Below are 25660 nucleotides of genomic sequence, written 5' to 3'. Positions count from 1 at the left end.
TGCGGGCCCAAGTCATGAATATCGCTGGAGCCTTCCGACCTCGCAAGAGGGCCCCGACCCCAGCGCACTACTCGCTCAGTCACCCCGAAGGAGTGCATGTCACGTGGGTCAAAGTTTCGCACCACTTCCCGATAGGCAGGCGTGGCTCGCCCTGGGCGCCATGGTCATCGGGTTCTTCATGATCTTGTTGGACCAGACCATCGTCGCCGTCGCCACCGAATCGCTCGAGCAGAGCCTGGGTGCCGGCCCCAACGAGATCATTTGGGTTACCAGCGCCTACCTCCTCGCGTTCGCCGTTCCTCTACTGTTTACAGGCCGGCTCGGCGACCAGATCGGCCCGAAAAAGGCGACGATCATCGGTCTGGTCATCTTCACCGGAGCCTCGCTGTGGTGCGGTCTATCGGGAAGCATCGGCATGCTCATCGTGGCGCGCGTCGTCCAGGGATTCGGCGCGGCGATGGTCAGCCCGCAATCGCTTTCGGTGATCACGCGAGTGTTCCGCCAGGAGTCCCGCGGCGCAGCGATGGGCGTGTGGGGTGCCGTAGCGGGCATCGCCACGATGGTCGGACCGATCGCCGGTGGTCTGCTCGTGGACTCCGTCGGGTGGGAGTGGATCTTCTTCATCAACGTGCCCATCGGCGTCATCGCGGTGCTCGCCGTCTTGCGGCTGGTGCCCTCGCTGCCCACATCCACTCACAAGTATGACGTCGTGGGAATCGTTCTCTCGGCCATCGGCATGTTCCTGTTCGTCTTCGGCATCCAGCAGGGATCCGAACGCGATTGGGGCGCCGTATACGTGGTGATGATCATCGCGGGCGTCGCGCTCATGGCCACGTTCATCTGGTGGCAGAGCAAGGTGCGCACCGAACCACTGGTGCCGCTGCGGCTATTCCAGAACCGGAACTTCGCCGTCGGCAACGGCGCCATCTCGACGATGGGCTTCGTCGTGGCCGGCACGATGGTTCCGCTCATGATGTTCCTCCAGCTCGTCATGGGGCTCAGCGCCATCAAGGCGGGCCTGGTCCTCGTGCCGATGGCGGTCACCTCCGGCATCCTCGCGCCGTTCGTCGGGCGGCTCGCCGACCGCGTCGATCCGCGCGTGCTCACTGTGATCGGCTACGGCTCGATGGCCGGCGCCGCATTCTGGCTTGCGATCGTCATGTCCCCGACGACCTCGGTTCCGCAGATTATCGGGCCGATGATCTTGTTGGGAATTGGCAACGGATTCGTCTGGGCTCCGACGTCATCGACAACGATGCGAACCCTGGATCTGAAGATCGCCGGGGCGGGTTCCGGGGTCTACAACACCACACGGCAGGTCGGCGCCGTCATCGGTTCGGCGGCGATCGCGGCCGTGCTCCAGACCCGGATGACGAGTCATGTCGCAGAGGGGGCGGATCCGCACACAGCGCTTGCCAATGGATTGTCGGACGCGTTCTTCCTACCCGCGGCGGTCATCCTCGTGGGCGCGCTGATCACGCTCGCATTCCGCACCCCCGGTCGTCGCGAGCAGGGCGAACGGGCGGGCACGGCGCCCCAGGACTCGTAGCTCGGCACGGCGACGAGACCGATCGCTAGTGTGGGTGGCGCGAGCAAGCCCGCGGCGCTCGATCGGCGAGCGCGCGCAGACCCAGCCGTGAAGGAGAAGTACCCTCGTGCGAATAGGAATGCTCACGGCCGGCGGCGATTGCCCGGGACTCAACGCGGTGATCCGCGCCGTCGTCCGCACCTCGCGCGCCGAATACGACACGCCCGTGCTCGGGTTCGAGGACGGGTGGTCCGGTCTGGTCGATGACTCGGCCGTGTCGTTGTACGACGACGAGGATATCGACCGCTTGCTCCTGCGTGGCGGGACCGTGCTCGGAACGGGACGCCTCAACCCGGACACGCTGAGGGATTCGCTGCCCCAGATCAAGCGGACGCTCGAGCGGCACGCCATCGACGTGCTCATCGCGATCGGGGGCGACGGGACACTGACCGCCGCGAACTGGCTCCACGACAACGGAGTACCGGTGGTGGGGGTGCCCAAGACCATCGACAACGACGTCGCGGCGACCGACTACACCTTTGGATTCGACACCGCCGTGTCCGTCGCCGCGGACGCCATCGATCGTCTCCACACCACCGCCGAGTCCCACGAACGGGTGATGCTCGTGGAGGTGATGGGCCGGCATGCCGGTTGGATCGCGCTGCATGCGGGACTCGCTGCCGGGGCACACATGATCGTGATCCCGGAGGTTCCCTTCGATATCGATTACGTCTGCAAGGTGATGAAGCGGCGCTTCCAGATGGGAGAGAACTACGGGATCTGTGTGGTCGCCGAGGGCGCCACACCGGCCGAGGGCTCATCGATGACGATCGATGAGGGCGAGATCGACCAGTTCGGGCACCAGGTGTTCACCGGGGTGGCGAACGCAATGGCCGTGGAGATCAAGGAACGGCTGGACCGCGACGTGAGGACCACTGTGCTCGGGCACACCCAGCGGGGCGGAACTCCGACGTCACGAGACCGGGTTCTCGCGACGAGGTACGGGGTGCACGCCGCGCACCTCGCGAACTCCGGGAAGCACGGCGTGTTCGTCGCGCTTCGCGGGGAGGACATCGTGCCGCTGCCGATAGCGGACGCGATCAGCCGGCTCAAGACGGTGCCGGTGGAAATGTACGACGAGGCCGCGAGCCTCTTCGGCTGACCGGGAAATCACGAAAGGTAAGATCGCTGGCATGACTGCACCGGTGGACACAAGCAATATCGAACCGCTCGATTACGACGATGTGATCGCGAAATTCGATCCGGTCATGGGCATGGAAGTGCACGTCGAGCTGCACACCGAGACCAAGATGTTCTGCGGTTGCGCGACCGCCTTCGGCGCCGAGCCCAACTCGCAGGTCTGCCCGGTGTGCATCGGGCTGCCGGGCGCTCTGCCGGTCGTCAACCGACTCGGCGTCGAGTGGGCCATCAAGATCGGCCTCGCGCTCGGCTGCCAGATCGCGCCGTCGAGCCGATTCGCGCGGAAGAACTACTTCTACCCGGACCAGCCGAAGAACTACCAGATCTCGCAGTACGACGAGCCCATCGCATTCGACGGCGCTCTCGACGTCGAGCTCGAAGACGGAACCACGTGGCGCGTGGAGATCGAACGCGCCCACATGGAAGAAGACACCGGGAAGTCCACTCACATCGGTTCCTCCTCCGGCCGCATCCATGGCGCCACGCACTCGCTGCTCGACTTCAACCGTGCCGGCGTGCCTCTCATCGAGATCGTCACCAAGCCGATCATCGGCGCGGGGGAGCGGGCGCCGGAGATCGCGCGCGCCTACGTCACAGCACTTCGCGACCTGATCAAGAGCCTCGACGTCTCCGACGCGCGCATGGATCAGGGCTCCATCCGCTGCGACGCGAACGTTTCGCTCATGCCCAAGGGCACCACGGAGTTCGGTACGCGCACCGAGACGAAGAACGTCAACTCTCTGCGCAGTGTCGAAACCGCCGTGCGCTACGAGATGTGCAGGCAGGCCGCGGTGCTCGAGGCTGGCGGCGAAATCGCGCTGGAAACCCGGCACTACCAGGAGGACGACGGCACGACGTCCGCCGGACGGCCGAAGGAGTCGGCTGAGGATTACCGCTATTTCCCCGAGCCCGATCTTGCCCCGGTCGAGCCCAGCGAGGAGCTCATCGAATCCATCCGGGCTACGCTACCGGAGCTACCGTGGGTGCGCCGCGCACGCGTGCAGGCCGAATGGGGAGTCTCGGCCGAAGAGATGCGTGACCTCGTCAACGCCGGCGCGCTCGATCTCATCATCGGGACCGTCGACGAAGGAGCCAAGCCGGCCGACGCGCGCTCGTGGTGGGTCGCGTACCTGTCTCAACAGGCCAATGCTCGCGAGGTCGAGCTGTCCGGGCTACAGATCACTCCGACTCAGGTCGCACGTGTCATCGAGCTCGTCGGCGAAGGAAAGCTCACCAACAAGCTCGCCCGCCAGGTCGTCGACGGCGTACTCGACGGTGAGGGCGAGCCGGACCAGATCGTCGCCGACCGAGGTCTCGAGGTCGTGCGCGACGACTCCGCGCTGCAGAAGGCCGTCGACGAGGCACTGGAGGCCCAGCCGGATGTGGTCGCGAAGATCAAGGACGGCAAGGTCCAGGCGGCCGGTGCGATCGTCGGCGCGGTCATGAAGGCCACGCGCGGCCAGGCGGACCCGGCTCGGGTAAAGGAACTCGTTCTCGCCTCGTGCGGGGCCAGCTGAGCGCCGCCCGCTAGGTCCGCTCGTCCGCGCTGGACCCGGAGATCGGGAGGATGATCGCCCGGTCGTCGGTCGGCACGGGCGAACCACCCGCCTTGTTCGTAGTGGTCCCGACCAGTGCGTTTCCCGCCATCAAGCCGACTCCGCTAAGCCTGCCGTACTGGCCTTCGGCGACGGCAGAAGGCGGAGCGGGGGCGGTCCCGCTCGCCGGGTCGACGACCACCATGTCCACGCGCTCGGCATCGGGAATAGCTACGGCGGGACCGGTAGTGGTCACTGCGCAGCCGTGCACGCTCGGCTGATCCGGCCACGACCACACGCGTATCGACGCGCCCTCATCGACTCGCATCAAGTCGCCGCCGGCCGTGCCGCCCGTGGTGGCGTACACGCCCGGGAAAATCCCCGGACCGGCACACAGGTCACTGATGGGCGAATCGGTGCTCGCCACCGTGGTCGGGGGTCCCGCCTGACCGACCCCCTCAAACTCGGGGAAACCCAGAACCTCGCGGCCGACACCGACGAGCATCTCGTCGTCGTCGAAGGCGATACCGGCGCGGCCATTCTCGCTTCCTGGTAGTCCGTCGGCCACGATTTTCGCCTCGTCTCCCTCCGCGATCCGAGCGACCTTCGTCTCTCCACCGGAAACGACCACCGCATAGACGAGCCGATCCTGCGCATAACTGGGCGAGAGAGCCAGCGACACCACGGCACCCTCGTCCGGGGCGATGCGGGCCCACGGTTTCGGTGCTTCGGCGTCGCTCACCAGAAACATTTCCCCTGTGTCGCGCTCGGCAATAATCGCCTCGGCGCTGTCCGGGAGTCCGACGACGGCGCTCGTCGGTTCGAGACACGTCGCAATCACCGCGGGATCCGGATCCTCGCACTCCTCCCTTTCATCGGGAGTCTGGGGTGGAAGATCTGGGCTTTCCCCTTGGCCCGGGGAGGGCTCGCGCTGTTCCAGGTCCGGGGGCGTATTGGGTGCCGGGGGTTCGCCAAAGTTCTCGCCCGGACCGGCAACCGGCGAAAAGGGCGCGGACTGCGAATCGTCGAACTGCGCGCAACCCGCCGAGAGTATCGACACCAGTGAGAGCGCTGCCGTCGCCGTCATCCAGCGAACAGAGCAAGACATGCCCCTTGGTCGCTGACGCTCGGTGCGGGGGAACTGCGCATGCATGCGCCCAGCTTACGTGCCGCGGCAGCACGGTCCACGCCGGACCACCACCCGCCAATGACGTCGGACGTCGCAGTCCCAAGGCTCCGCGCCGCGTGTGAATATAAAGAACTGGCGACAATAAGTGGCCACACGCCCTCACGTCCCCGCGCGCCCGGCAGATTCCGCATAATCTCGGAGGCGTGAAACTTCCATTCGGCTTAGGCAAGAATTCTCCCGACTCCGAACCCGGCCGCGTGGATCCGAACGTGGATCCGAACCAGGCGGCAGGTGCGGAGAACGAAACGACGCGGATGCCGGCGGCGGGCAGCAGCTCGGCGTCGGCCTCCGCGCAGGGCAAATCCCCGGCGCAGGCATCGAACGCCGCCCCCAACCCGGGCGAGCGTGCCGCACCCCAGGCCGTAGGCGCTCCCAAGAGCAAATCTCGATGGCCGCTGGGGAAGGACTCCGAAAGGCAGGCTGCGACGGGTGCTGGCGCGGCCTCGTCCGCCCCTGCAGCGGGAGCCACAGGCAAGGATGGGGGCGCCCCTATCGCGGAGAAGCCGATCTCGCTTGATGGCGATTCGGCGTCCGCTCCGCAGGCTCCCGAAACGTCCCCCACCGCGTCCATGTCGACACAGAAGTCGGCCGCAGCGGGTGCCGGTGGGGCAGCCGCAGGCGGTGCTGCTGCCAGCGCAACCGCGGCAACGGGCGCGAGTGGGTCCCAGGCTCCGGACGATTCGGCCACCGCGGCGATTCCGGTGGAGGAGATGCCGCAGGCTCCGCGGACGGAGTCGACCTCGGTGCCGAAGCAGGCATCGCCGGATGCGCAGACCCAGGAGTTTGCCCCGAAGTCCTCGGCGCAGGCGCCGAAGGATGGCGAGGAGTCCAGTTCCGGCGGAACCGCGGGTAAGGCAGCGGCCGCCGGTGCCGCGGGGGCAGGCGGTCTCGGCCTGGGCGCGCTGATCGGATCGAAATCGAAGGATTCCGGAGAGAGAGCCGATCCCGACGCGCGGACACAGGCATTCGCTCAGTCCCAGAATGCGAACGAGACCCAGACCCAGTCTGTCGGTGCGACCGGCGAAGGACACTCAGGTATGACCACCGACAATTCCCATAACCAGACCACCGCGTTCCCGACGGCCGGATACAACTACGCGGACTTCGACGAAAACACGCAAGGTTACGACTACGACGGAGCTGACGGTCAGGTTGCACCCGTCGCCGCGACAGAGCCGGCCGCGAAGCCGGTTCGAGGCACCGCGGATTTCGGACTGTTCGTTCTCCGTGTCGTTGTTGCCGCGCTGCTCGGGCTGCACTCGCTGCGCATCGTCTTCGGACTATTCGGTGGTCCCGGGTTCGACGGCATGACGGAGGTGTTCTCGAGCGCGGGATTCGACCAGGCTCAGGCACTTTCGTACGGATTCGGCATCGCCGGTCTCGTCGCCGCGGTCATTCTCCTTCTCGGGATCGTCACGCCCATCGGGGCGACCGTCCTCCTCGCTCTCGTCGGGCTGAGCGCCGCACTCACGCTGGCCTCCACGGGAGGTGCGACGATCCTCGGCGGCAGCGACTTGTCCGGAGCGCCGGGCGGCGGCCTCGAGCTACACATTCTCTACGCTGCCGCGCTGCTCACGATCCTGTTCGCCGGCGGCGGCCGTTGGGGTCTCGATGCCGGCCGCAAGTGGGCGGCTGCGCCGAAGTGGTCGGGCTTCCTCGGGATCATCGTCGCCGTAGCGGCGGTCATCGTGGTGTGGTACCTGCTCAACGGAAGTAACCCGCTGTCTTCCTAGTCCCAACTGCATCGCACGGACACAGCAACGTGCCCACTACTTCCGAAAAAGTAGTGGGCACGTTGTCGTAGGTCGAGGGGACCGAGCGCGGTTTAGTCCGGCACGATGCGCACTGCGCCCTTATCTGCCGAGGACGCCATCCACGCGTAGGCACGCAGCGCCTGCGACACGTGGCGCTCGCGCGAGGCCGGGCGCCACGGCTTGTCCTTGGCCTCCATCTCGGCGCGGCGACGCTCGAGCTCGTCCGAGGAGATCTCGGCGTGGATCCTGCGCTCGTACACGTCGATCGTGACGATGTCGCCGTCCTGAATCAGCCCAATAGGGCCGCCTGCCGCCGCTTCGGGCGCGATGTGCCCGATGGACAACCCGGACGAGCCGCCGGAGAAACGGCCATCGGTGATGAGCGCGCACTTCTTACCCAGGCCAGCGCCCTTGAGGAACGCCGTGGGGTGAAGCATCTCCTGCATGCCCGGTCCTCCCGCGGGACCTTCGTAGCGGACGACGAGCACGTCGCCGGGCTGGATGACCTTCTTGAGAATGACCGACACGGCCTCCTCCTGCGACTCGACCACGCGCGCCGGGCCGGTGAACCGGAAGCTTTCCTCGTCGACGCCCGCGGTCTTGAACACCGATCCGTTCGGGGCGATATTGCCCCGAAGCACGACCAATCCGCCCTCCTCGGTGCACGGGTGCTCCATCGAGTGGATGCAGCCGTTCTCGGCATCGACGTCGAGCGAGACCCAACGGTTGTCCGTGGAGAACGGCTCGGTCGTCCGAACACCTCCCGGTGCCGCGTAGAACAGCTCGCGTGCCTCCTCGCTGGGGTTATCAGCGCGAAGGTCCCATTCGGAGAGATAGGACTCCATGGAATCGGAGTGCACGGAATGAGTGTTCATGTCGAGCAGGCCACCACGAGCGAGTTCGCCTAGGATCCGCGGAATGCCGCCGGCACGGTGCACGTGTTCCATGTAGTACTCGGAGTTGGGCGCGACCTTGGACAGACACGGGGTATGGCGGGAGACATCCTCGATGTCGGAAAGGTCGAAGTCGATCTCACCCTCCTGCGCTGCGGCGAGAATGTGGAGCACGGTGTTCGTCGAACCGCCCATGGCCACGTCCAGGGTCATGGCGTTGCGGAAGGCGGCCTTATTCGCAACGGACCGGGGGAGCACTGACTCGTCGCCGTCCTGGTAGTAGCGGTTGGAGATCTCCACGATTTTCTCGCCGGCCTTCTCGAACAGTTGGCGGCGCGCGACGTGGGTCGCAAGGGTCGATCCGTTTCCGGGGAGAGACAAGCCCAGGGCCTCGGTCAGGCAGTTCATCGAGTTAGCCGTGAACATGCCCGAGCACGAGCCACACGTCGGGCACGCCGATTCCTCGATCGTGGACAGTTGCTCGTCGGTGACGTTATCGTTCGCGGACGCGGAAATCGCGGTGATCAGGTCCGATCCCGAACGCGCGATGCCGTCGACGACCACGGCGGACCCGGACTCCATCGGTCCACCGGAGACGAACACGACCGGGATATTGAGCCGCATCGCCGCGTTGAGCATGCCGGGCGTGATCTTGTCGCAATTCGAGATGCACACGAGGGCGTCGGCGGTGTGTGCGTTGACCATGTACTCGACAGAATCGGCGATGATCTCTCGGCTCGGCAGGGAATAGAGCATGCCCGAATGCCCCATGGCGATGCCGTCGTCAACCGCGATCGTGTTGAACTCTCGCGGCACACCACCGGCTTCTTTGACCTTCTCGGCGACGATGTCGCCGACGTTCTTGAGGTGCACGTGTCCGGGTACGAACTGCGTATACGAGTTGGCGATAGCGATAATCGGCTTCCCGAAATCGCTGTCCTGCATACCGGTCGCGCGCCACAGCGCGCGTGCGCCGGCGGCGTTGCGGCCGGCGGTGGACGTTCGTGACCGAAGTGGTGGCATTAATAGCGCTCCTGAACCTGCTTTAAGTGAAAAACCGGGACCCGAGCGGGCGGAAATCCCAGCGCGGATTCCATTCTAGGACTGCGGTCTGCGAACCCCAATTTCGCCCGGGTCGCACGATCTGGACGCTATCTTTCACTTCGTGGGAACGCCGAATGGTGCTCGGCCCATTCTCGATGTTCGGCCATGACGTCGGGCGCTCGAGGCGTCTCAAGGCACCGTAGTACGCGTCTGCAGTGACTAATTGTGCGAAACTGGCAGCCATGACTTCTGCACCGGAAAGGCAACACCCCGGGCAAACGCCCGGCGGAGTGGTCGCGCAGTTCTTCAGGCACACGACAGGCGCGATGGTTGCCGTGATCGGACTGTTCGCCGTCATCGCCTTCATGTACTTTGAGGGAACGGCGAACCCGCAGAACCACCTCAATCACGTGCCAGTCGCCATCGTCAATTCCGACGAGGGCGCGACCATCGACACCCCGGCGGGTCCCCAGCGTCTCGAGGTCGGGGATCAGATCGTCGGCGGGATGATGGACCAGAACGACTTCTCGGAAGTTTATATGCGCGTTGTCGACAAGGAGACGGCCGAGAAGGGGATGGATGACGCCGAGTTCTACGGCATGGTCGAGTTCCCGGCCGACCTTTCCGAGCGCATCGGTGACCTCGTCACGTCCACCGCAGGTGGCGAGGGCGCGGACCGTGCGGGGGAGCGCGCCGACATCAACGTCTATTCGGCGCCCAGATCGTCGGTGACGTCCTCACAGGTCATGAACACCCTTGCCGGGGTGCTGGTCGACTCTGTGCCGAAGCAGGTGGGCGAGCAGGTTCTCGATAATGGTCGGCTGCTGGCCGAGGCCGAACAGAGCGAACTGTCTCCGACCGCGGCCGCCGCGCTCGCCGATCCCGTGTCGATCAACCAACTCACTTACCATGCGCTCGACGGCGGCGTGACCAATCCCAGCTTCCCGCTGTTCGTCGCGCTGGTGATGATCCTCGCCGGCTTCACCGGCGCGATGGTCGTGTCCCAGATGATCGACTCGCGCCTCGGCTACATCCCGCTGGATATCGGCCCCTTCGTGCACCTTGCGCCGCTCGGCACTCATCCACGCAGGCTCGTGCTCATCCGCAAGTGGGTGGTCACCATCATCATCAGCCCCATCATCAGCGTGCTCATAGCGGGGATAGCGCATTGGATAGGTGTGTCCGCGTTCCCGTTCTGGAATCTGGTGCTGTTCTCGACGCTGTGTATCTTGTCCGTCGGATTCGCCTCGCATGCCACGATCGCGATCTTCGGCAATGCCGGGCTGCTCATCAACCTGTTGGTATTCGTCGTGTTCGGCATCCCCACATCGGGCGGTGCAATTCCGAGCGAAATGCTGCCTCGCTGGTTCGAGCCGATCGGCCAGGTGGAGCCCATGCACGCGGCGGTGCGCGCCACTCGTGCGATGTTGTTCACCGACGACCCGTGGTCCTCGGGGCTCGGCCACGCCTCGGTGGTCCTCGGGATCTGGCTTGTCCTCGCCGCCATCTTCGGTTATGCCGTCGCAGCCTATTACGACAGGCGGGGTTATGTGCGCGAGCCGAACCGTTTCGCGTTGCCGCCGCTCGTGGCGCGCGCCCTAGGCGAGGGCGGCAACACAGATGAGGATGACTCCGGTGCGCGTGATGACGTCGATGCCGGGGCGCCCGCCAACGGATCTTCCTCGGATAAGTCGGGCGAAGAAGAAACCGCGGTGGTCGCGCAGAAGGAAATGTCTGCGGAAGATGCCTGGGAAGACGCCCGCGAACACCACGGCGACGAATGGGACGGATCCCACGGGGAGCGCCCGTAGGAACCGCCGCTAGTTTTCGCTGTCCGCGCTGTCCTCGCGGTCCACCGGGGCGTAGAACGGGTCGGGAATCCGGCCTCGGCTCACCTCGGCGAGGCGGGGGAGGTCGTTGAAACCGACCGCGCTCATGCGGATGAACTCGTCCGAGGTCGTGACCAACTGGGCGCTGCCACGCTTCGGGAAATTGAGGCCTTTGATGCGCTCCCAGGGGACGTGCGTGCGCGAACGCCAGGTGCTGATCTGCACTCCGTCGTCATCCACCTTGGTCCAACTACGGGCGACCCACCACGCGTAGCCGATGGGCAGGATGAGGAACACCCAACCCCAGCGCGGGGCATAGTAAATCGGGGCGATCAGGGCGATCGCGAAGATGCCCAGCGCGATGTAGGCGAGCGGCGTGACCCGAAAGAGCCTGCGGTCCTTCGGCTCGGCTTCGACCTCTGGGGGGCGGAATCGTGACGGCGGTTTCTCGCTCATGCCCACCAGTGTCCCAGGTCGACGCGGTGCGCCGTGCTTCGCCCCTCGGACCCCCATGTATGACGTCGGACTCGGCGTCTCGCAATGTGGACATGCTCGCCCACAAGTTGACGCAACGTGGCGCGCGGGAATATGGTTGACGCCATGACCACACTGATTGGACTCGTACTTAGCTCGCGCGTCGGCGCCTGAGCTTCGCCAAGAGTTCAGTTCACAGTCGACGCGCCCTCGCACAGCAACCGCTGTGACGAGGGTTTTTTGTTGCCCCGGGTTCGATTCGACCGCGACCCGGTGTCGGAGGATGCGGGGCACGCCGGAATAATCGACTCGTGAATGGCACATCAGTTGCGGCCAGCGTAGAAGCGTGACTTTCACATCAGCATCGAGCACACCAAGGATTGACAAAAGTGAGCGCACCAGCGGCACAGCCGACTCCGGGTTCAACGCCCGGCGCCGGCGCAAAGCGTGAGACGAGTAGGCGCAGCGCGCCAGAACGGATGACGGGCGCCCAGGCGATCGTACGTTCCCTCGAAGAGATCGGCGCGGACGTCGTCTTCGGTATTCCCGGAGGCGCCATCCTCCCGGCATACGACCCGCTCTACGATTCCGAGAAAGTCCGCCACGTGCTCGTACGCCACGAGCAGGGCGCAGGGCACGCCGCCACCGGGTACGCACAGGCGACGGGTCGCGTCGGCGTGTGCATGGCGACCTCGGGGCCGGGTGCCACGAACCTCGTGACCCCGCTCGCGGACGCGGCGATGGACTCGGTTCCGGTCGTCGCGATCACCGGTCAGGTCGGTCAGAGCCTCATCGGTACCGATGCCTTCCAGGAGGCGGATATCTCGGGCATCACGATGCCGGTGACCAAGCACAACTTCCTGGTTTCCAAGGGCGAGGACGTCCCGCGAATCCTCGCCGAGGCGTTCCACATCGCCTCTTCTGGACGCCCCGGACCGGTTCTCGTCGATATCCCCAAGGACGTGCTCCAGAACGAGATGGTCTTCTCGTGGCCCCCGGAGATGCGCCTGCCCGGTTACCGTCCCGTCACCAAGCCGCACGGGAAGCAGATCCGTGAGGCAGCGCGCATGATCTCGGCCGCGTCGAAACCCGTGCTCTACGTTGGTGGCGGCGCCATCAAGGCGGACGCGTCGGCGGAGCTCATCGAGCTCGCCGAGCTCACCGGTATCCCCGTTGTCACGACGCTGATGGCCCGCGGGGCGTTCCCGGACTCGCACACGCTGCACTATGGCATGCCCGGCATGCACGGTTCGGTGTCCGCCGTGGGGGCGCTGCAGGAATCCGACCTGCTCATCGCGCTGGGCGCGCGGTTCGATGACCGTGTTACCGGCAAGCTCGATTCCTTCGCGCAGCACGCCAAGGTCATCCATGCGGATATCGATCCCGCCGAGATCGGCAAGAACCGCGAGGCGGACGTCCCGATCGTCGGCGATTGCCGTGAGGTCATCTCCGAACTGTCCGAGGCGATTCGCGAGTTCCGCAGTGGCCAACCTGCGCCGGACCTGAGCGAGTGGATCGCGGAGCTCGACCGGCTCCGCAACACCTACCCGCTCGGCTACGGGCGCCAGAGTGACGGCTCGCTTTCTCCGGAGTACGTCATCGAACGGCTCGGCGCGCTCGCCGGCCCAGACGCGATCTACTGCGCCGGTGTCGGACAGCACCAGATGTGGGCCGCGCAGTTCGTCAAGTACGAGAAGCCGCGCACCTGGCTGAACTCGGGCGGTCTCGGCACCATGGGCTATTCGGTTCCGGCGGCCATGGGCGCAAAGATGGGTATGCCCGACTCCGAGGTGTGGTCGATCGACGGCGATGGCTGCTTCCAGATGACCAACCAGGAGCTCGCCACCTGCGCGATCGAGAACATCCCGATCAAGGTCGCGTTGATCAACAACGGCAATCTCGGAATGGTGCGCCAGTGGCAGACGCTGTTCTACGAGAAGCGCTATTCGCAGACTGACCTCTCGACGCACTCGCTGCGGATCCCGGACTTCGTCAAGCTATCCGAGGCGCTCGGCTGTGAGTCGATCCGCGTGGAGAAGGCCGAAGAGGTCGACGACGCGATCAAGAAGGCACGCGAGATCAACGACCGGCCCGTCGTGATCGAGTTCGTGGTCGGCGCGGATGCGCAGGTGTGGCCGATGGTGGCTGCCGGTACGTCGAACTCGGAGATCATGGCGGCGCACGATATCCGCCCGCTCTTCGACGATGAGGACTCGGCCGCGGACGAGCCTGCAGATATCCACGAACAGATGAACGAGGTGGACGCCGCGGTTACTGCCGAGTCCCGCGAGAATGCAGGAGATAAGTGATGACCAAGAACCACACCCTCAGCGTCCTCGTGGAAGATAAGCCCGGCGTGCTCGCCCGCGTGTCGAGCCTGTTCTCGCGGCGAGGCTTCAACATCACCTCGCTGGCCGTCGGCCCCACCGAAACCGATGGCCTCTCGCGGATGACGATCGTCGTGGCCGTCGACGAGATCCGTCTGGAACAGATCACCAAGCAGCTCAACAAGCTGATCAACGTGATCAAGATCGTCGAGCAGGAGCCCACGTCCTCCGTCGCGCGCGAGCTGGTACTAGTGAAGGTGCGGGCGGACGCCGCCACGCGCAGCCAGATCATCGAGGTCGCCGAGCTCTTCCGTGCGCGCGTCGTCGACGTGTCGCCGGAGTCGGTCGTACTCGAGGCGACGGGCACCCCCGAAAAGCTTGCCGCGATCTTGCGCATGCTCGACGAGTACGGAATCCGAGAGATCGTGCAGTCGGGCATGGTGGCGCTGGGGCGCGGTCCCAAGGCCATCGCGACCACCCGCTGATTCGGAGAAGGGTATCTTTACCCGATAAGCGTTCTTCCAACCGAAAACATCTAGGAGACATCCATCCATGGCTATTGAAACGTTCTACGACGATGACGCCGATCTCGCCCTGATCCAGGGCCGTAAGGTTGCGGTCATCGGTTACGGCTCGCAGGGCCACGCCCACTCGCTGTCGCTTCGCGACTCGGGCGTGGACGTCGTTATCGGCCTTCGCGAGGGTTCGAAGTCCCGCGAGAAGGCCGAAGAGGCCGGCCTCAAGGTGATGAACAACGCGGAAGCCGCCGAGTGGGCCGACGTGATCATGCTGCTCGCCCCGGACACCTCCCAGGCGAAGATCTTCACCGAGGACATCGAGCCGAACCTCAAGGACGGCGACGCGATTTTCTTCGGTCACGGCCTGAACATCCACTTCGACCTCATCAAGCCGGCGGAGAACATCACCATCGGCATGGTGGCTCCCAAGGGTCCCGGACACCTCGTGCGCCGTCAGTTCGTCGACGGCAAGGGCGTGCCCTGTCTCATCGCAGTAGAGCAGGACCCGAAGGGTGAGGGCCAGGCCCTCGCCCTCTCCTACGCAAAGGGAATCGGTGGCACGCGCGCAGGCGTCATCAAGACGACCTTCCGCGAGGAGACCGAGACCGACCTGTTCGGTGAGCAGGCAGTGCTCTGCGGCGGCACCGAGGAGCTCGTCAAGACCGGCTTCGAGGTCATGGTGGAAGCCGGCTACGCCCCGGAAATGGCCTACTTCGAGGTTCTCCACGAGCTCAAGCTCATCGTCGACCTCATGTACGAGGGCGGCATCGCCCGTATGAACTACTCGGTGTCCGACACCGCCGAGTTCGGCGGCTACCTCTCCGGCCCGCGCGTGATCGACGCAGGCACCAAGGAACGCATGAAGGAGGTCCTCGCGGACATCCAGAACGGCACCTTCGTCAAGCGCCTCGTCGCAAACGTCGAGAACGGCAATACCGAGCTCGAGGGCCTGCGTGCCAAGTTCGCCGAGCACCCGATCGAGAAGACCGGCAAGGAGCTCCGCGACATGATGAGCTGGGTCGACCGGCCCATCACCGAGACCGCCTAAGAGTCCACACACTCCGCTGCGGTAAGCGCCCGCACCCCGGAGACCAAGTCCCCGCCGACATCGCCAACGATGTTTGCGGGGACTTTTGTGTGTGGAAGGGCCTTGAAAGTCTCAGCGCGCGGCGTCAATTGAGTGCCCGTGCACGGCGAGCCGTTCCTGTGAGGTCCCCACGGGGGCCTTTACACTCAACACGCAACCTCCCTTCCCGGGGATGGAAACCGCGACCGAATAGGAGCCCCACTGGTGAAGCGCCCCGTGCTCAATACGTTCACGGCGCTGCTCGCAGCCGTCCTCGTCGTGGCCGGCTGCTCGGCAGACTCGGGTGACAGCTCTGCGGTGTCGCTGCAGGACGATTTCTCCGATCTTCAGGTCGTGCGCGAGAGCGACGGTTCCGGAGTCGACGTCTCCTCGGAGGTACTTGAATCGAGCCCCATCGCCGTCGTGTCCACGGATGACGACGCCGCAGAGGCGCTCGCGGGTAGTTCCGCCGTCGCGCTGCGAAGCCCGATGTTCGTGGTATCCGAACCCGGCGAAAGCGATATCGGCGGCGAACTCGAGCGACTCGGCGTTGGCAAGGTGTTGCGAGTTGGTGACGCCGACATACCAGATGGTGAGTGGGACGTGATCGACGCGCCGCCGGATCGGGCGGAACTGGAAAAGCAGATCGGAGTCGAGTTCAGTGACACCAGAGAGGTGAAGCCGGATCGGCTCGATGACGTGCTGGCAGCGACTGATCCGGCGTCTCCGGTGCTGTACTCGCTGGTCGATCACGAACCTGCCGACGGGCCGGCCGAGGCGAGCGAGGATACGTTGTCCCCGCTCGCGAGGGCCGAGCCGGGCGATGACTCACCGACGTTGCTCTCCAGTGGGGACACCTCTCTTTCCGGCACTCTGACGGGCAAGTCGAGCGGCGCCGAGTTCGTTCATTTGCCGGGGCCGGACCCGCGCGTCAACGGGGACTCGGTCTCCGCCGTCAAACGCGAAGGTTCTGTCGTCGCGCTGGGTGAGGGCTGGGGCGACGACGAGGAATTCGCAGATAAAGTGGACAAGGCGCGCACCGAGACCGAGCTACCCGGGGGTGGGCAGCTCGTGTTCCCGGGACACAGATTCGTGGCGGCGTACGGTTCTCCGGGCGTGCCCGCGCTGGGCATCCTGGGCGAACAGGACGATGCGGCGAGCGTGCAGCGCGTGAAGGATCTTGCGGCCGAGTATCAGCCGTTCTCGCAGCAAGGAATCATCCCGACATTCGAAGTGATCACGACGATCGCGTCCGGGTCGCCGGGGCCTGACGGTAAGTACACGATCGCGCGGCCCGTCGAAGAGGTTCGGGCGACGGTTGATGCGATTACCGACGCCGGAGGTTATGCGCTCATCGATTTGCAGCCGGGGCGCGCCGACTTCCTCGAACAGGCAAAGCTATACGAGGATCTTCTCTCGGAGCCCGGGGTCGGGTTGGCACTCGATCCGGAATGGCGCCTCGAGGACGGCATGCTTCCCGCTCAAGAGGTCGGCCACGTCGGCGTGGACGAGGTCAACCGGGTGAGCGAGTGGCTCGCCGATCTCACCGAGGACAAAGGACTGCCGCAGAAGATGTTCGTGGTGCACCAGTTCCAGCTGCAGATGATCCGCGATCGCGAGCGCATGGATACCACCCGGGACGAGTTGGCGTATGTAATCCACGCAGACGGGCACGGACCGCCGGAAGACAAGATCTTGACTTGGGACGCGATGAAGAAGGACCTCCCCGATAATGTTCATCTCGCCTGGAAGAACTTCTACGACGAGGACACGCCGATGTTCACGCCCGAGCAGACCATGGACATGGAGCCGCAGCCCTGGCTGGTGACGTTCCAGTAGCCTGCGACTAGCCCCGCGAGGAGTGGTCGCTGTGAAGATATTCGGCAACCCGGCGCGCCGCGTGAGCGCCTGCCATCCCGTGCACACCAGGCCCGGGGGGCGTCGACGCGGAGGCCATCCACACTCCCCGTGCGCCTCCGGAGTACGGATCGGCGGAGCGGGCGAATCGAAACGCCATGCCCGGTACATCGGCTGCGATCGACGCGATATCCCCACCGGGGTAGGAGGCGTTGTATCTTTCCAGATCCGCCGGACCGCGCTCGATAGTCGCGTCGACGACATCCCGGAAACCCGGCGCGGAGGCCTCGATGACGCGCGTGACCCGCTCGGTCACCGACACCTCGCTCCCGTTCGGGACGTGGGCGTAGCTCCACAACACTCGGCGCCCATCTGGCGAAATACGGGCGGGGTCGGCAGTCCATGGCTGGCTGGCGAGTATGGCGGGGGAGTCCGGCACCTCGCCTGAGCGGGCCGCCTTTTCCGCAGTGTCGACATGACGATAGTCGCCGGTGAGGTGCACCGTTCCCGCGTGGCCGAGCCGTTCGTCGGTCCACGGCACGTCGCCGTGTAGAACGAAGTCGACGCGAGCGGCAGCCCCACCGGGCGAAGGCCTCAGCAGGCGGGCTCGAAGTCCCGCCGAAGCGCCGAGGATACGCCTCGCCTCAAGCGCACCGACCGCGAGCACGATGGCGCGACCATCGAGGTGATCCAGTGAGTCGATCCGCCGACCGCATTCCACCTGGCCGCCGTAAGACTCGAGCTCGGCACGCATCGCGGCGACGATCGCGCCCGAGCCGCCGTTCACGATCGGCCAGCCGTGGCCGTGCAGGGTCGCCCCCAACAGCACACCGGACGCCATCGACACCGGGCGTGCAGGCGGCGCGATCGCATGTACCGCGAGCCCCGCGAGCACTGCCGATACCGCCGAACCCGGGCGCAGCGCGATCTCCCCGTACGAACGGGCAAGCGCGGAAGCGAAGCCACGAGCCCCGCGCACCACCGAGCGCACGGCCTGCCCAGTGGTGTCGGCAAGAGCAAAATCTGCTCCTGACGTCGGACGCCGTCCATCCCCGAGGAGAAGCGCGGCCAAGTCGTCGGAATACCGTGATGCCGTCCCGATGATTCGCCGCCAGGCCGACGCCTCCGCCTCCGATCCGAACGATTCGGCATCGACCGTGGAAAGATCGCGGCGCAGCGCGACGGAGGTCCCCCGCGAGGGGAGGGGGTGGCCGAGCGCGAACGGTGCGTGGAGAAACGTGAGCCCGTGCCTTTCCAAGTCGAGCGAACGGAAAAACGGCGAGGCCAGCGCCAGCGGGTGCACCGCAGCACAGGGGTCGCTGAGGAGATCGGCGTGGGGCCCCTGGCTCGCCAATGGCACCGTCCGACTGCCGCCGCCGGGAGTGTCCGAGGCCTCGAGGACGCGGACCGAGAACCCCTGCCTGGCCAGGGAAATTGCCGCGGACAGCCCATTGGGCCCCGAGCCGACTATGTCGACATCGACTCTGCCGGGACGGCTGCGCGCGCCCGCGTCAGCACTTTCGCTCTCGCAGGCTGGGTCATCACGGTCAGTGTCATGCGGCACGGCGGCATCCCTTCCTTTCGTGGCACCATTGTGCCTGCCGATCGGAGAAGTCGCGGGATGCGCAGCAATCCCGCAGTAGAGGGAAGAGGGCGCATGGGAGCTGAGAGCAGGGAGGCAGCCGGAACCACCGGCGCAGCCGAGGATCAACCCAACAAGGTGGTTGTGGTGACCGGCGCGTCCGGTGGGATCGGATCGGCGGTCGTCGAGGCCCTCGACGCGGCGGGTTACCTCGTGGTCGCGACCGACCGAGAAGAGCCACGCGCCTCTTCAGGTCAGGTCTTGACGCGAAGGATGCGGGTCGATGACGAGAATGATGTCGATTCTGTTTTCACGTTCGTGGATCAGGTGTGTAGTGAACGCGGGGCGACTCTGCACGGCGCTGTCAACGTCGCGGGCGTGCTTCGTTCGAGCCGTGTCCTCGAGACCCCGGCGGACGATTGGAATGCGCTGTTCTCGGTCAATGCCTTCGGCGTGTTTCTCGTGAGCAAGGCTGCGTTGGCGCTCATGCGGCGTCAACTCCCCGGCGATCCGCGAAATGGCCGCGGGATCGTCACGGTCGCCTCCAATTCCGCGGTTGTGCCGCGTGCGAGCATGGCGGCCTATGCCGCATCGAAGGCAGCGGCCGCGCACTTCACCAAGTCCCTGGGACTGGAGGCCGCGGAGTTCGGCGTCAGATGCAACGTCGTTGCGCCGGGTACGACGCGCACTCCGATGGTGACCGATGGTTGGGCCGATCCGTCGGGGGAGGAAGACGTCATCGCAGGCGTCCCCGCCGACTTCAAAACCGGTATACCGCTGGGGCGCATTGCCGATCCGTCTGACCTCGCCGGCGTCGTATCTTTCCTGTTGAGTGAGTCTGCACAACATATGACGATGCAAGACCTGGTCGTGGACGGCGGCGCGGCGCAGAGGTAAGGTTGCCCAACGTAATTAAGGTTAGCCTTCGCATAGACCTTCGAAAAGCGGTCTATGGCCTGCGGAAAGGGAACACCCATGGCGATTCCGGCCATCGCGCCGTACGAGATACCAGAGCCCACGCAAGAACGACGCGTGAACTGGGGCATTGAGCCCGAAACCTGTGCGGTCCTCGTCCACGACATGCAGAACTACTTCATCCGCGCCTATGACGAGTGCGCAGAACCGATGTCCACTGCGATCGATTCGATGGCCTCGGTCGTCGAGACGGCCCGAGCGAACAATGTCCCTGTCATCTATTCGGTTCAGCCGGGCGATCAGCATCCCTATCGCCGCGGCCTACTTCGCGAGTTCTGGGGCAACGGGATGTCCGACGGTGTCGACACCGAGGTCGTCGACCGCCTCCGCCCTCGCGAAGAGGACATCGTCATCACGAAGTGGCGCTATTCTGCTTTCGCTCGCACCGATCTCCTGCACCTCATGAGTGAGGCGGGCCTAGATCAGCTCGTGATCACCGGTGTGTACGCGCACATGGGATGTCAGGCCACCGCAGTAGATGCCTTCATGAACGACATCAAGCCGTTCGTCGTCTCGGACGCGCTAGCCGACTTCTCGCGGGAAGAACACGCGACGACGATCGATTTCGTCAACAAGCGCTGCGGCGTCTCGGTGACCGCCGACGAGGTCGAGTCCGCGTTTATTCGCCAGGGGATCACCCCTGGCCTATCTCCCCACGGGCCGGCCGAGTCGACCTCCTACACCGGTAGAGGCTAACGCTTCTTATCGCTTTTCGGTGCGCCCCAATAGCCCGAGATCGATACCCGCTTCGATGGCAGTCCCAGCTCGCGAAAGTACTGACCGAGGAGTTTCTTGGTTACGTACTTCTCTCCGCGCGCGAAAACCTCGACGTCACCCCGGGGCAGTGTGAGCCTTTCGACCTCGTCTCGAAGGGTCGTCTTGCCTCTGGTGGAGTCGATGAGCGTGACCGAACCGACCTTCTCCGGCAGGTCCAGCTCCTCGTGGGAGAGGGTCGTATCGAAGATCACGCGAAGACGTTTTGGGTGCTTCGCACGTTCGATGACGCGCCTTGCGGCCGGAATCCCCGGATTGTCGGCGAGGATGATGATCGCGTCGGCCTTCGGATCCGGGGAGTACTTGCCTCGTGGGCCGAACGCATAAACCCACGAACCGGGTGCCGCAGTCTCGGCCCACGCCGAGCCGACACCACCGTTGGAGTGACGCGTGAAATCGATCGTGAGGGTCTTGTCCTTCTTGTTGACGGCGGCAATCGTGTAGCTGCGCGACTGCGGACGATCTTTGGGGGCGAGCGACTTGCGCAGCTTCTTCATGTCAGCGTCCTTAGGTGGCTTGACACCTTCGGGGAAAAAGAACAACTTCACGTAGGCGTCGCCGTCGGACGCCTTGAGAAGGGGCCCGATCCCTTTTCCGGTAAAGACGATTCGCCGGAATGCGTCGCTGTGGGTACTCGCCTCGACGACCTTGAGTAGGTAGGACACTTGTGCTCCTCGTGCGAGTGTTGAATCGGGGACTTTCGCAGGCGCCTAGCTGGTGTTCTGCGCGTCGACCAAGTCTATCTGCCAGTGAGGTCCGTGGCCTACAGGCGGCGACTTCCTCCGACCCCATACGGTTCGTTCCGTGGGACGCGAGGTCCATATCTTGAACATGTGAGTTGAGCCACCTCGGTGCCGGCGGTGTATGTCCCCGACGCGCGGGCGACTAGGCTGGAATGAGAAATTCGCCGGACAGGCGCGGAAGTCCCGTCCGACGCAATGATGAGAAGCAACGAAGACGAAAAGAATCACCAACCGCAACCGCAAGGAGAGTCCCCTCGTGAGTGCTAGTGGCCGTCCGGTCGTACTTATCGCCGACAAGCTCGCCCAGTCCACCGTCGATGCGCTCGGCGACAGCGTCGAGGTCCGTTGGGTGGATGGCCCAGACCGTCCGAAGCTGCTCGAGGCCGTAGCCGATGCAGACGCACTTCTCGTTCGTTCGGCAACGAAGGTCGACGCCGAGGTTCTCGCGGCCGCACCGAAGCTGAAGATCGTTGGGCGCGCCGGTGTAGGCCTGGACAATGTCGAGATCCCCGCGGCGACCGAGCGTGGCGTCATGGTCGTCAACGCGCCGACGTCGAATATCCACTCGGCTGCAGAGCATGCTCTCGCTCTTATCCTCTCCGCGTGCCGACAGGTGCCGGCCGCGGACAAGACGTTGCGCGAGCACACGTGGAAGCGCTCGTCCTTCAACGGTGTCGAGCTCCGCGACAAGACGGTCGGCGTCGTCGGACTCGGCCGCATCGGCCAGCTCGTGGCGAGCCGCCTCGCGGCCTTCGAGACTCACGTCGTCGCATACGATCCCTACCTTCCCGCTGCGCGCGCCGCCCAGCTCGGAATCGAGCTCGTCGAGCTCGACGAGCTCATGTCCCGCGCCGACATCATTACCGTCCACCTGCCGAAGACCGCCGAGACCGCCGGGCTCATCGATGCCGGTCGCTTCGCGAAGGCGAAGGACGGAATCATCATCGTCAACGCGGCCCGCGGTGGACTCATCGTCGAGGCGGACCTCGTCGAAGCCCTCAAGTCAGGCAAGGTTCGCGCGGCTGGGCTCGACGTGTTCGACAGCGAACCGTGCACGGACTCGCCGCTGTTCGAACTCGACAACACCGTCGTCACTCCGCACCTTGGCGCATCCACGGCGGAGGCGCAGGACCGCGCCGGAACCGACGTGGCGCGTTCGGTGCTGCTGGCGCTGCAAGGGGAGTTCGTTCCGGACGCCGTGAACGTTTCCGGTGGCCCGGTCGGCGACGAGGTCGCCCCTTGGCTCGACCTTGTCCGCAAGCTCGGCAGCGTCGCGGGCGAGCTTGCTCCGGATGTGACGAGCACCGTGCAGGTCGAGGTCGCCGGCGAGCTATCGGCCGAGACGGTAGATGTGCTCGGGCTTGCAGCCCTTCGCGGGCTCTTCGCCGCCACCACGGACACCCCGGCCACGTTCGTCAACGTCGGGCAGCTCGCCGAGCAGCGTGGGGTCACTGTCGACGTGTCCACTCGTTCGGAGTCGGCGACCCACCGTTCGACCGTCACCGTCACGGCTGTGACCGCAGACGGCAGCAAGGCGACGGTCTCCGGCGCACTCACGGGCCTGCAGAACGTGCAGAAGATCGTTCGCATCAACGAGCGCAGCCTGGACCTTCGCGCCGAGGGCTTCAACCTCATCGTGTCGTACGGCGATCGCCCGGGCGTGCTCGGCAAGGTCGGCACGATTCTCGGAGGCGAGGGAATCGACATCCAAGCCGCGGCGCTGAGCCAGGACGCCGAGGGTGATGGGGCGACAGTGATCCTCCGGGTCGACCGACTCGTCTCCGGTTCAGTGATCGATCAAATCACCGAGCAGCTGGATGCACAGGTGTCGCAGGTCAACCTGGACTAGCAGCCAGGTCACCAGAGTTCCTTCGATAGAAGTGGGTGTGAAATGAAACTAGCGGTCATTCCCGGCGACGGAATCGGCACCGAGGTCACGGCGGAAGCCGTCAAGGTGCTCGACGCCGTACTCCCGGGTATCGAGAAGACCGAGTTCGATTTCGGTGCGGAGCGCTACCTTCGCACCAACGATCTGCTCACCGACGCCGATGTCGCCGCACTGCGAGAGCACGACGCCATTCTGCTCGGAGCCATCGGAGATCCGCGCAAGGTTGCGCCCGGCGTGCTCGAGCGCGGGTTGCTTCTGCCCCTGCGCTTCGCGTTGGACCACCACGTGAACTTGCGCCCTTCTCGGCTCTACCCGGGCGAGCGGAGCCCGCTGGCCGAGCCCGGGGAGATCGACTTCGTCGTCGTCCGCGAGGGAACCGAGGGGCTCTACACCGGTAACGGTGGTGCGATCCGTGTGGGCACCCCGCATGAGGTCGCCACCGAAACGAGCATGAACACCAGGTTCGGCGTCGAGCGAGTGGTTCGCGACGCGTTCGAGCGTGCCGCGGCGAGACGGAACAAGCTCACTCTGGTCCATAAGACCAACGTTCTGGTCAACGGTGGGGGACTGTGGCAGCGCACGGTCACCGAGGTCTCCAGGGACTACCCCGGAGTCGAGGTCGACTATTGCCACATCGATGCCGCGATGATCTACCTCGTGGACAACCCCTCGCGCTTCGACGTGATCGTCACCGACAACCTCTTCGGCGACATCATCACCGACCTGGCCGGAGCGGTAACCGGGGGGATCGGCACGGCTGCATCCGGCAATATCGACGCCTCGGGAACCAACCCGTCGATGTTCGAACCCGTCCACGGATCCGCTCCGGATATCGCGGGACAGCAGTTGGCCGATCCGACCGCTGCGATCTTGTCCGCCGTGCTTCTCCTTCGCCACCTCGGGCATGAGGCCGAAGCCGTTCGCGTCGAGGACGCCGTGGAAAGCTTCCTGTCCAATCGCGGAGAAGACGAAATGTCCACGCCTGAGATCGGAGACGCCATCGTGGCCGCACTCTGATTCGCATTCGGATTCTCGCACTGCCAAGGCCGGAACGGGCACTCGTTCCGGCCTTTGGCATTTTTGTTTTCGCATAGAGGATTAGAGTTTGTCCTCAGTCTTGGTGTACAGAAGGTGAACTCTGGGAAAAATTGAGATAATTGCAGGTCAGCACCGTGAGTTGGCGCCGATGATTTTTGTCCATTGCCTAGCGCAAGAGCACAATGATGCTCGTGACCATTTCTGTCCTCATCATTCTCGTGCTCGTCGTCATGACCGCGCTGGCATTCGACTTCACCAACGGCTTTCACGACACCGGCAACGCGATGGCGACCTCCATCGCGACCGGCGCTCTGAGCCCTAGGGTCGCCGTCGGTCTGTCTGCGATTCTCAATCTCGTCGGTGCGTTCCTATCCGTCGAGGTTGCTCTCACGGTGACGACAGACGTTCTTCATATCCAGAGCAAGGAAGCATCCGGCGCACTCGTCGCCGGACTCGACTCCCAAACGGCTCTTCTCATCGTCTTCGCCGGTCTTGTCGGCGGTATCATCTGGAACTTGCTCACGTGGCTGTTCGGCCTGCCCTCCAGCTCTTCACACGCGCTGTTCGGCGGCCTGATCGGGGCGGGGCTCGGAGCCACCGCGATCGCGGGCATCTCCGGCGCGGTCAACTGGAACGGCGTCATCTCCAAGGTTGTCGTCCCCGCGTTGTTCTCTCCGGTCATTGCCGGCGTAATCGCAGCGATCGGCACGGCCCTGGTGTACGCGATCACAAAGTCGGTCGGCGATAACTTCCGCCGCAGTGGCTTCCGCTGGGGCCAAATCGGCACCGCCTCGCTCGTTTCTCTCGCGCACGGCACCGGCGATGCGCAGAAGACGATGGGCGTTATTGCCCTCGCGCTCGTCGCTGCCGGCCAGCTCAATGCCTCTGACGCCGCAGAGAACGGTCTCCCGGTCTGGATCATCGTCTCCTGTGCCGTGGCGATCGCAGCCGGTACGTACATGGGTGGATGGAGAATTATCCGCACTTTGGGCAAGGGGCTCGTCGAGATCGAATCCCCTCAGGGGATGGCGGCCGAGGCTGCCTCGGCAGCGATCATCATGACGTCCTCGCACGCGGGCATGGCGCTGTCCACCACGCACGTTGCTACCGGCTCGATCCTCGGCTCCGGTGTCGGCAAGCCCGGCGCGAAGGTGCGGTGGGGTGTGGCCGGGCGAATGCTCGCAGCGTGGGTCATTACTCTGCCGCTTGCCGGACTCGTCGGATTCACCGCGTTCCTCGTCGCCGAATCCATCTCCAAGGCCACGGGCGATGCGCTCATCGGCGGAAGCGTGATCTTCATCATTCTCGTCGCGCTGTCGTTGTACATCTACCAGCACTCGCGTTCGCAGACCGTGTCCGCGGATTCGGTGAACAACGACTGGGATCACGAGAACGAGCCCGTCACCATCGGCGCAAACAAGTAGTTCGGGTTAGTAGACAAGGCAC

The 25660-nt window shown here is 64.9% G+C and carries 19 protein-coding genes; 14 read left to right on the top strand and 5 right to left on the bottom strand.

What is annotated here, in order from left to right:
* Positions 1–160 precede the first annotated feature (160 nt).
* The 3 genes from BJL86_RS09750 to gatB all read left to right on the top strand — a co-directional run bounded on the left by BJL86_RS09750 (position 161) and on the right by gatB (position 4245).
* Positions 161–1549, top strand: coding sequence for a DHA2 family efflux MFS transporter permease subunit (locus tag BJL86_RS09750; protein WP_082908356.1), 1389 nt, complete (start codon positions 161–163; stop codon positions 1547–1549).
* A 106-nt stretch (positions 1550–1655) separates the two neighbouring features.
* A complete protein-coding gene (locus tag BJL86_RS09745) occupies positions 1656–2690 on the top strand; it encodes an ATP-dependent 6-phosphofructokinase (protein WP_067472113.1) in 1035 nt (344 codons plus the stop codon).
* 31 nt (positions 2691–2721) lie between these two features.
* Positions 2722–4245: an Asp-tRNA(Asn)/Glu-tRNA(Gln) amidotransferase subunit GatB gene (gene gatB, locus BJL86_RS09740; protein ID WP_067472116.1), complete on the top strand. Its 1524-nt coding sequence runs from the start codon at positions 2722–2724 to the stop codon at positions 4243–4245.
* Between the two features lie 10 nt (positions 4246–4255).
* On the opposite strand, the gene BJL86_RS09735 is transcribed toward gatB, so the two are convergent.
* Positions 4256–5350, bottom strand: a complete 1095-nt coding sequence (locus tag BJL86_RS09735; RefSeq protein ID WP_067472119.1) for a PQQ-dependent sugar dehydrogenase family protein — start codon at positions 5348–5350, stop codon at positions 4256–4258.
* A gap of 245 nt (positions 5351–5595) precedes the next feature.
* On the opposite strand from BJL86_RS09735, the gene BJL86_RS16775 reads away from it, so the two are divergent.
* Positions 5596–7185 carry a DoxX family protein gene (locus BJL86_RS16775; protein WP_082908348.1) on the top strand — a complete coding sequence of 530 codons (1590 nt, stop codon included), beginning with the start codon at positions 5596–5598 and terminating at the stop codon, positions 7183–7185.
* Positions 7186–7277: 92 nt separating this feature from the next.
* Here the strand turns inward: BJL86_RS16775 and ilvD are convergent, their stop codons facing one another.
* Entirely contained in the window at positions 7278–9122 is a 1845-nt protein-coding gene (gene ilvD / locus BJL86_RS09725; protein WP_067472122.1) for a dihydroxy-acid dehydratase, read from the bottom strand.
* Between the two features lie 263 nt (positions 9123–9385).
* Between ilvD and BJL86_RS09720 the strand changes: the two genes are divergently transcribed.
* Positions 9386–10954: a DUF3533 domain-containing protein gene (locus tag BJL86_RS09720; RefSeq protein WP_082908349.1), complete on the top strand. Its 1569-nt coding sequence runs from the start codon at positions 9386–9388 to the stop codon at positions 10952–10954.
* A 9-nt stretch (positions 10955–10963) separates the two neighbouring features.
* On the opposite strand, the gene BJL86_RS17405 is transcribed toward BJL86_RS09720, so the two are convergent.
* Positions 10964–11428 carry a PH domain-containing protein gene (locus BJL86_RS17405; RefSeq protein WP_197487525.1) on the bottom strand — a complete coding sequence of 155 codons (465 nt, stop codon included), beginning with the start codon at positions 11426–11428 and terminating at the stop codon, positions 10964–10966.
* Positions 11429–11835: 407 nt separating this feature from the next.
* Between BJL86_RS17405 and BJL86_RS09710 the strand changes: the two genes are divergently transcribed.
* The 4 genes from BJL86_RS09710 (at position 11836) to BJL86_RS09695 (ending at position 17196) form a co-directional block, all read left to right on the top strand.
* Positions 11836–13755, top strand: coding sequence for an acetolactate synthase large subunit (locus BJL86_RS09710; protein WP_075844942.1), 1920 nt, complete (start codon positions 11836–11838; stop codon positions 13753–13755).
* Complete coding sequence (gene ilvN / locus BJL86_RS09705; RefSeq protein ID WP_067472130.1) at positions 13755–14258, top strand: acetolactate synthase small subunit; 504 nt, start codon at positions 13755–13757, stop codon at positions 14256–14258. Before BJL86_RS09710 ends, ilvN begins: the two co-directional genes overlap by 1 nt.
* 67 nt (positions 14259–14325) lie before the next feature.
* Positions 14326–15339 carry a ketol-acid reductoisomerase gene (gene ilvC / locus BJL86_RS09700; protein ID WP_067472133.1) on the top strand — a complete coding sequence of 338 codons (1014 nt, stop codon included), beginning with the start codon at positions 14326–14328 and terminating at the stop codon, positions 15337–15339.
* A gap of 243 nt (positions 15340–15582) precedes the next feature.
* Positions 15583–17196: a hypothetical protein gene (locus BJL86_RS09695; protein ID WP_067472136.1), complete on the top strand. Its 1614-nt coding sequence runs from the start codon at positions 15583–15585 to the stop codon at positions 17194–17196.
* A 7-nt stretch (positions 17197–17203) separates the two neighbouring features.
* On the opposite strand, the gene BJL86_RS09690 is transcribed toward BJL86_RS09695, so the two are convergent.
* Positions 17204–18778 carry a phytoene desaturase family protein gene (locus BJL86_RS09690; RefSeq protein ID WP_197487526.1) on the bottom strand — a complete coding sequence of 525 codons (1575 nt, stop codon included), beginning with the start codon at positions 18776–18778 and terminating at the stop codon, positions 17204–17206.
* A 93-nt stretch (positions 18779–18871) separates the two neighbouring features.
* Between BJL86_RS09690 and BJL86_RS09685 the strand changes: the two genes are divergently transcribed.
* Both BJL86_RS09685 and BJL86_RS09680 read left to right on the top strand, forming a co-directional pair.
* On the top strand, positions 18872–19693 hold the full coding sequence (locus BJL86_RS09685; protein WP_067472139.1) for an SDR family oxidoreductase: 822 nt from the start codon (positions 18872–18874) through the stop codon (positions 19691–19693).
* A 78-nt stretch (positions 19694–19771) separates the two neighbouring features.
* A complete protein-coding gene (locus BJL86_RS09680; RefSeq protein WP_067472142.1) occupies positions 19772–20467 on the top strand; it encodes an isochorismatase family protein in 696 nt (231 codons plus the stop codon).
* On the opposite strand, the gene BJL86_RS09675 is transcribed toward BJL86_RS09680, so the two are convergent.
* On the bottom strand, positions 20464–21210 hold the full coding sequence (locus BJL86_RS09675; protein WP_067472146.1) for a siderophore-interacting protein: 747 nt from the start codon (positions 21208–21210) through the stop codon (positions 20464–20466). The genes BJL86_RS09680 and BJL86_RS09675 overlap by 4 nt on opposite strands.
* A 334-nt stretch (positions 21211–21544) precedes the next feature.
* On the opposite strand from BJL86_RS09675, the gene serA reads away from it, so the two are divergent.
* The 3 genes from serA to BJL86_RS09660 all read left to right on the top strand — a co-directional run bounded on the left by serA (position 21545) and on the right by BJL86_RS09660 (position 25638).
* On the top strand, positions 21545–23137 hold the full coding sequence (gene serA / locus BJL86_RS09670) for a phosphoglycerate dehydrogenase (protein WP_067472149.1): 1593 nt from the start codon (positions 21545–21547) through the stop codon (positions 23135–23137).
* Positions 23138–23179: 42 nt separating this feature from the next.
* Complete coding sequence (locus BJL86_RS09665; RefSeq protein ID WP_067472152.1) at positions 23180–24193, top strand: 3-isopropylmalate dehydrogenase; 1014 nt, start codon at positions 23180–23182, stop codon at positions 24191–24193.
* Between the two features lie 206 nt (positions 24194–24399).
* Positions 24400–25638, top strand: a complete 1239-nt coding sequence (locus BJL86_RS09660) for an inorganic phosphate transporter (RefSeq protein ID WP_067472204.1) — start codon at positions 24400–24402, stop codon at positions 25636–25638.
* Positions 25639–25660 lie beyond the last annotated feature (22 nt).

This window comes from Dietzia timorensis (genome assembly GCF_001659785.1).
GTDB lineage: Bacteria > Actinomycetota > Actinomycetes > Mycobacteriales > Mycobacteriaceae > Dietzia > Dietzia timorensis.
The sequence above is the reverse complement of the archived record's forward strand: the minus strand, read 5'-3'. Positions and strand labels throughout refer to the sequence as shown.

Excerpts from the sequence above, each read along its gene's own strand:
- ilvD (WP_067472122.1), bottom strand. The coding sequence starts at position 9,122 with ATGCCACCACTTCGGTCACGAACGTCCACCGCCGGCCGCAACGCCGCC.
- BJL86_RS09720 (WP_082908349.1), top strand. The coding sequence starts at position 9,386 with ATGACTTCTGCACCGGAAAGGCAACACCCCGGGCAAACGCCCGGCGGA.
- BJL86_RS09735 (WP_067472119.1), bottom strand. The coding sequence starts at position 5,350 with ATGACGGCGACGGCAGCGCTCTCACTGGTGTCGATACTCTCGGCGGGT.
- gatB (WP_067472116.1), top strand. The coding sequence starts at position 2,722 with ATGACTGCACCGGTGGACACAAGCAATATCGAACCGCTCGATTACGAC.
- BJL86_RS09750 (WP_082908356.1), top strand. The coding sequence starts at position 161 with ATGGTCATCGGGTTCTTCATGATCTTGTTGGACCAGACCATCGTCGCC.
- BJL86_RS09685 (WP_067472139.1), top strand. The coding sequence starts at position 18,872 with ATGGGAGCTGAGAGCAGGGAGGCAGCCGGAACCACCGGCGCAGCCGAG.
- BJL86_RS09680 (WP_067472142.1), top strand. The coding sequence starts at position 19,772 with ATGGCGATTCCGGCCATCGCGCCGTACGAGATACCAGAGCCCACGCAA.
- BJL86_RS09660 (WP_067472204.1), top strand. The coding sequence starts at position 24,400 with ATGCTCGTGACCATTTCTGTCCTCATCATTCTCGTGCTCGTCGTCATG.
- BJL86_RS17405 (WP_197487525.1), bottom strand. The coding sequence starts at position 11,428 with ATGAGCGAGAAACCGCCGTCACGATTCCGCCCCCCAGAGGTCGAAGCC.
- ilvN (WP_067472130.1), top strand. The coding sequence starts at position 13,755 with ATGACCAAGAACCACACCCTCAGCGTCCTCGTGGAAGATAAGCCCGGC.
- ilvC (WP_067472133.1), top strand. The coding sequence starts at position 14,326 with ATGGCTATTGAAACGTTCTACGACGATGACGCCGATCTCGCCCTGATC.
- BJL86_RS09665 (WP_067472152.1), top strand. The coding sequence starts at position 23,180 with ATGAAACTAGCGGTCATTCCCGGCGACGGAATCGGCACCGAGGTCACG.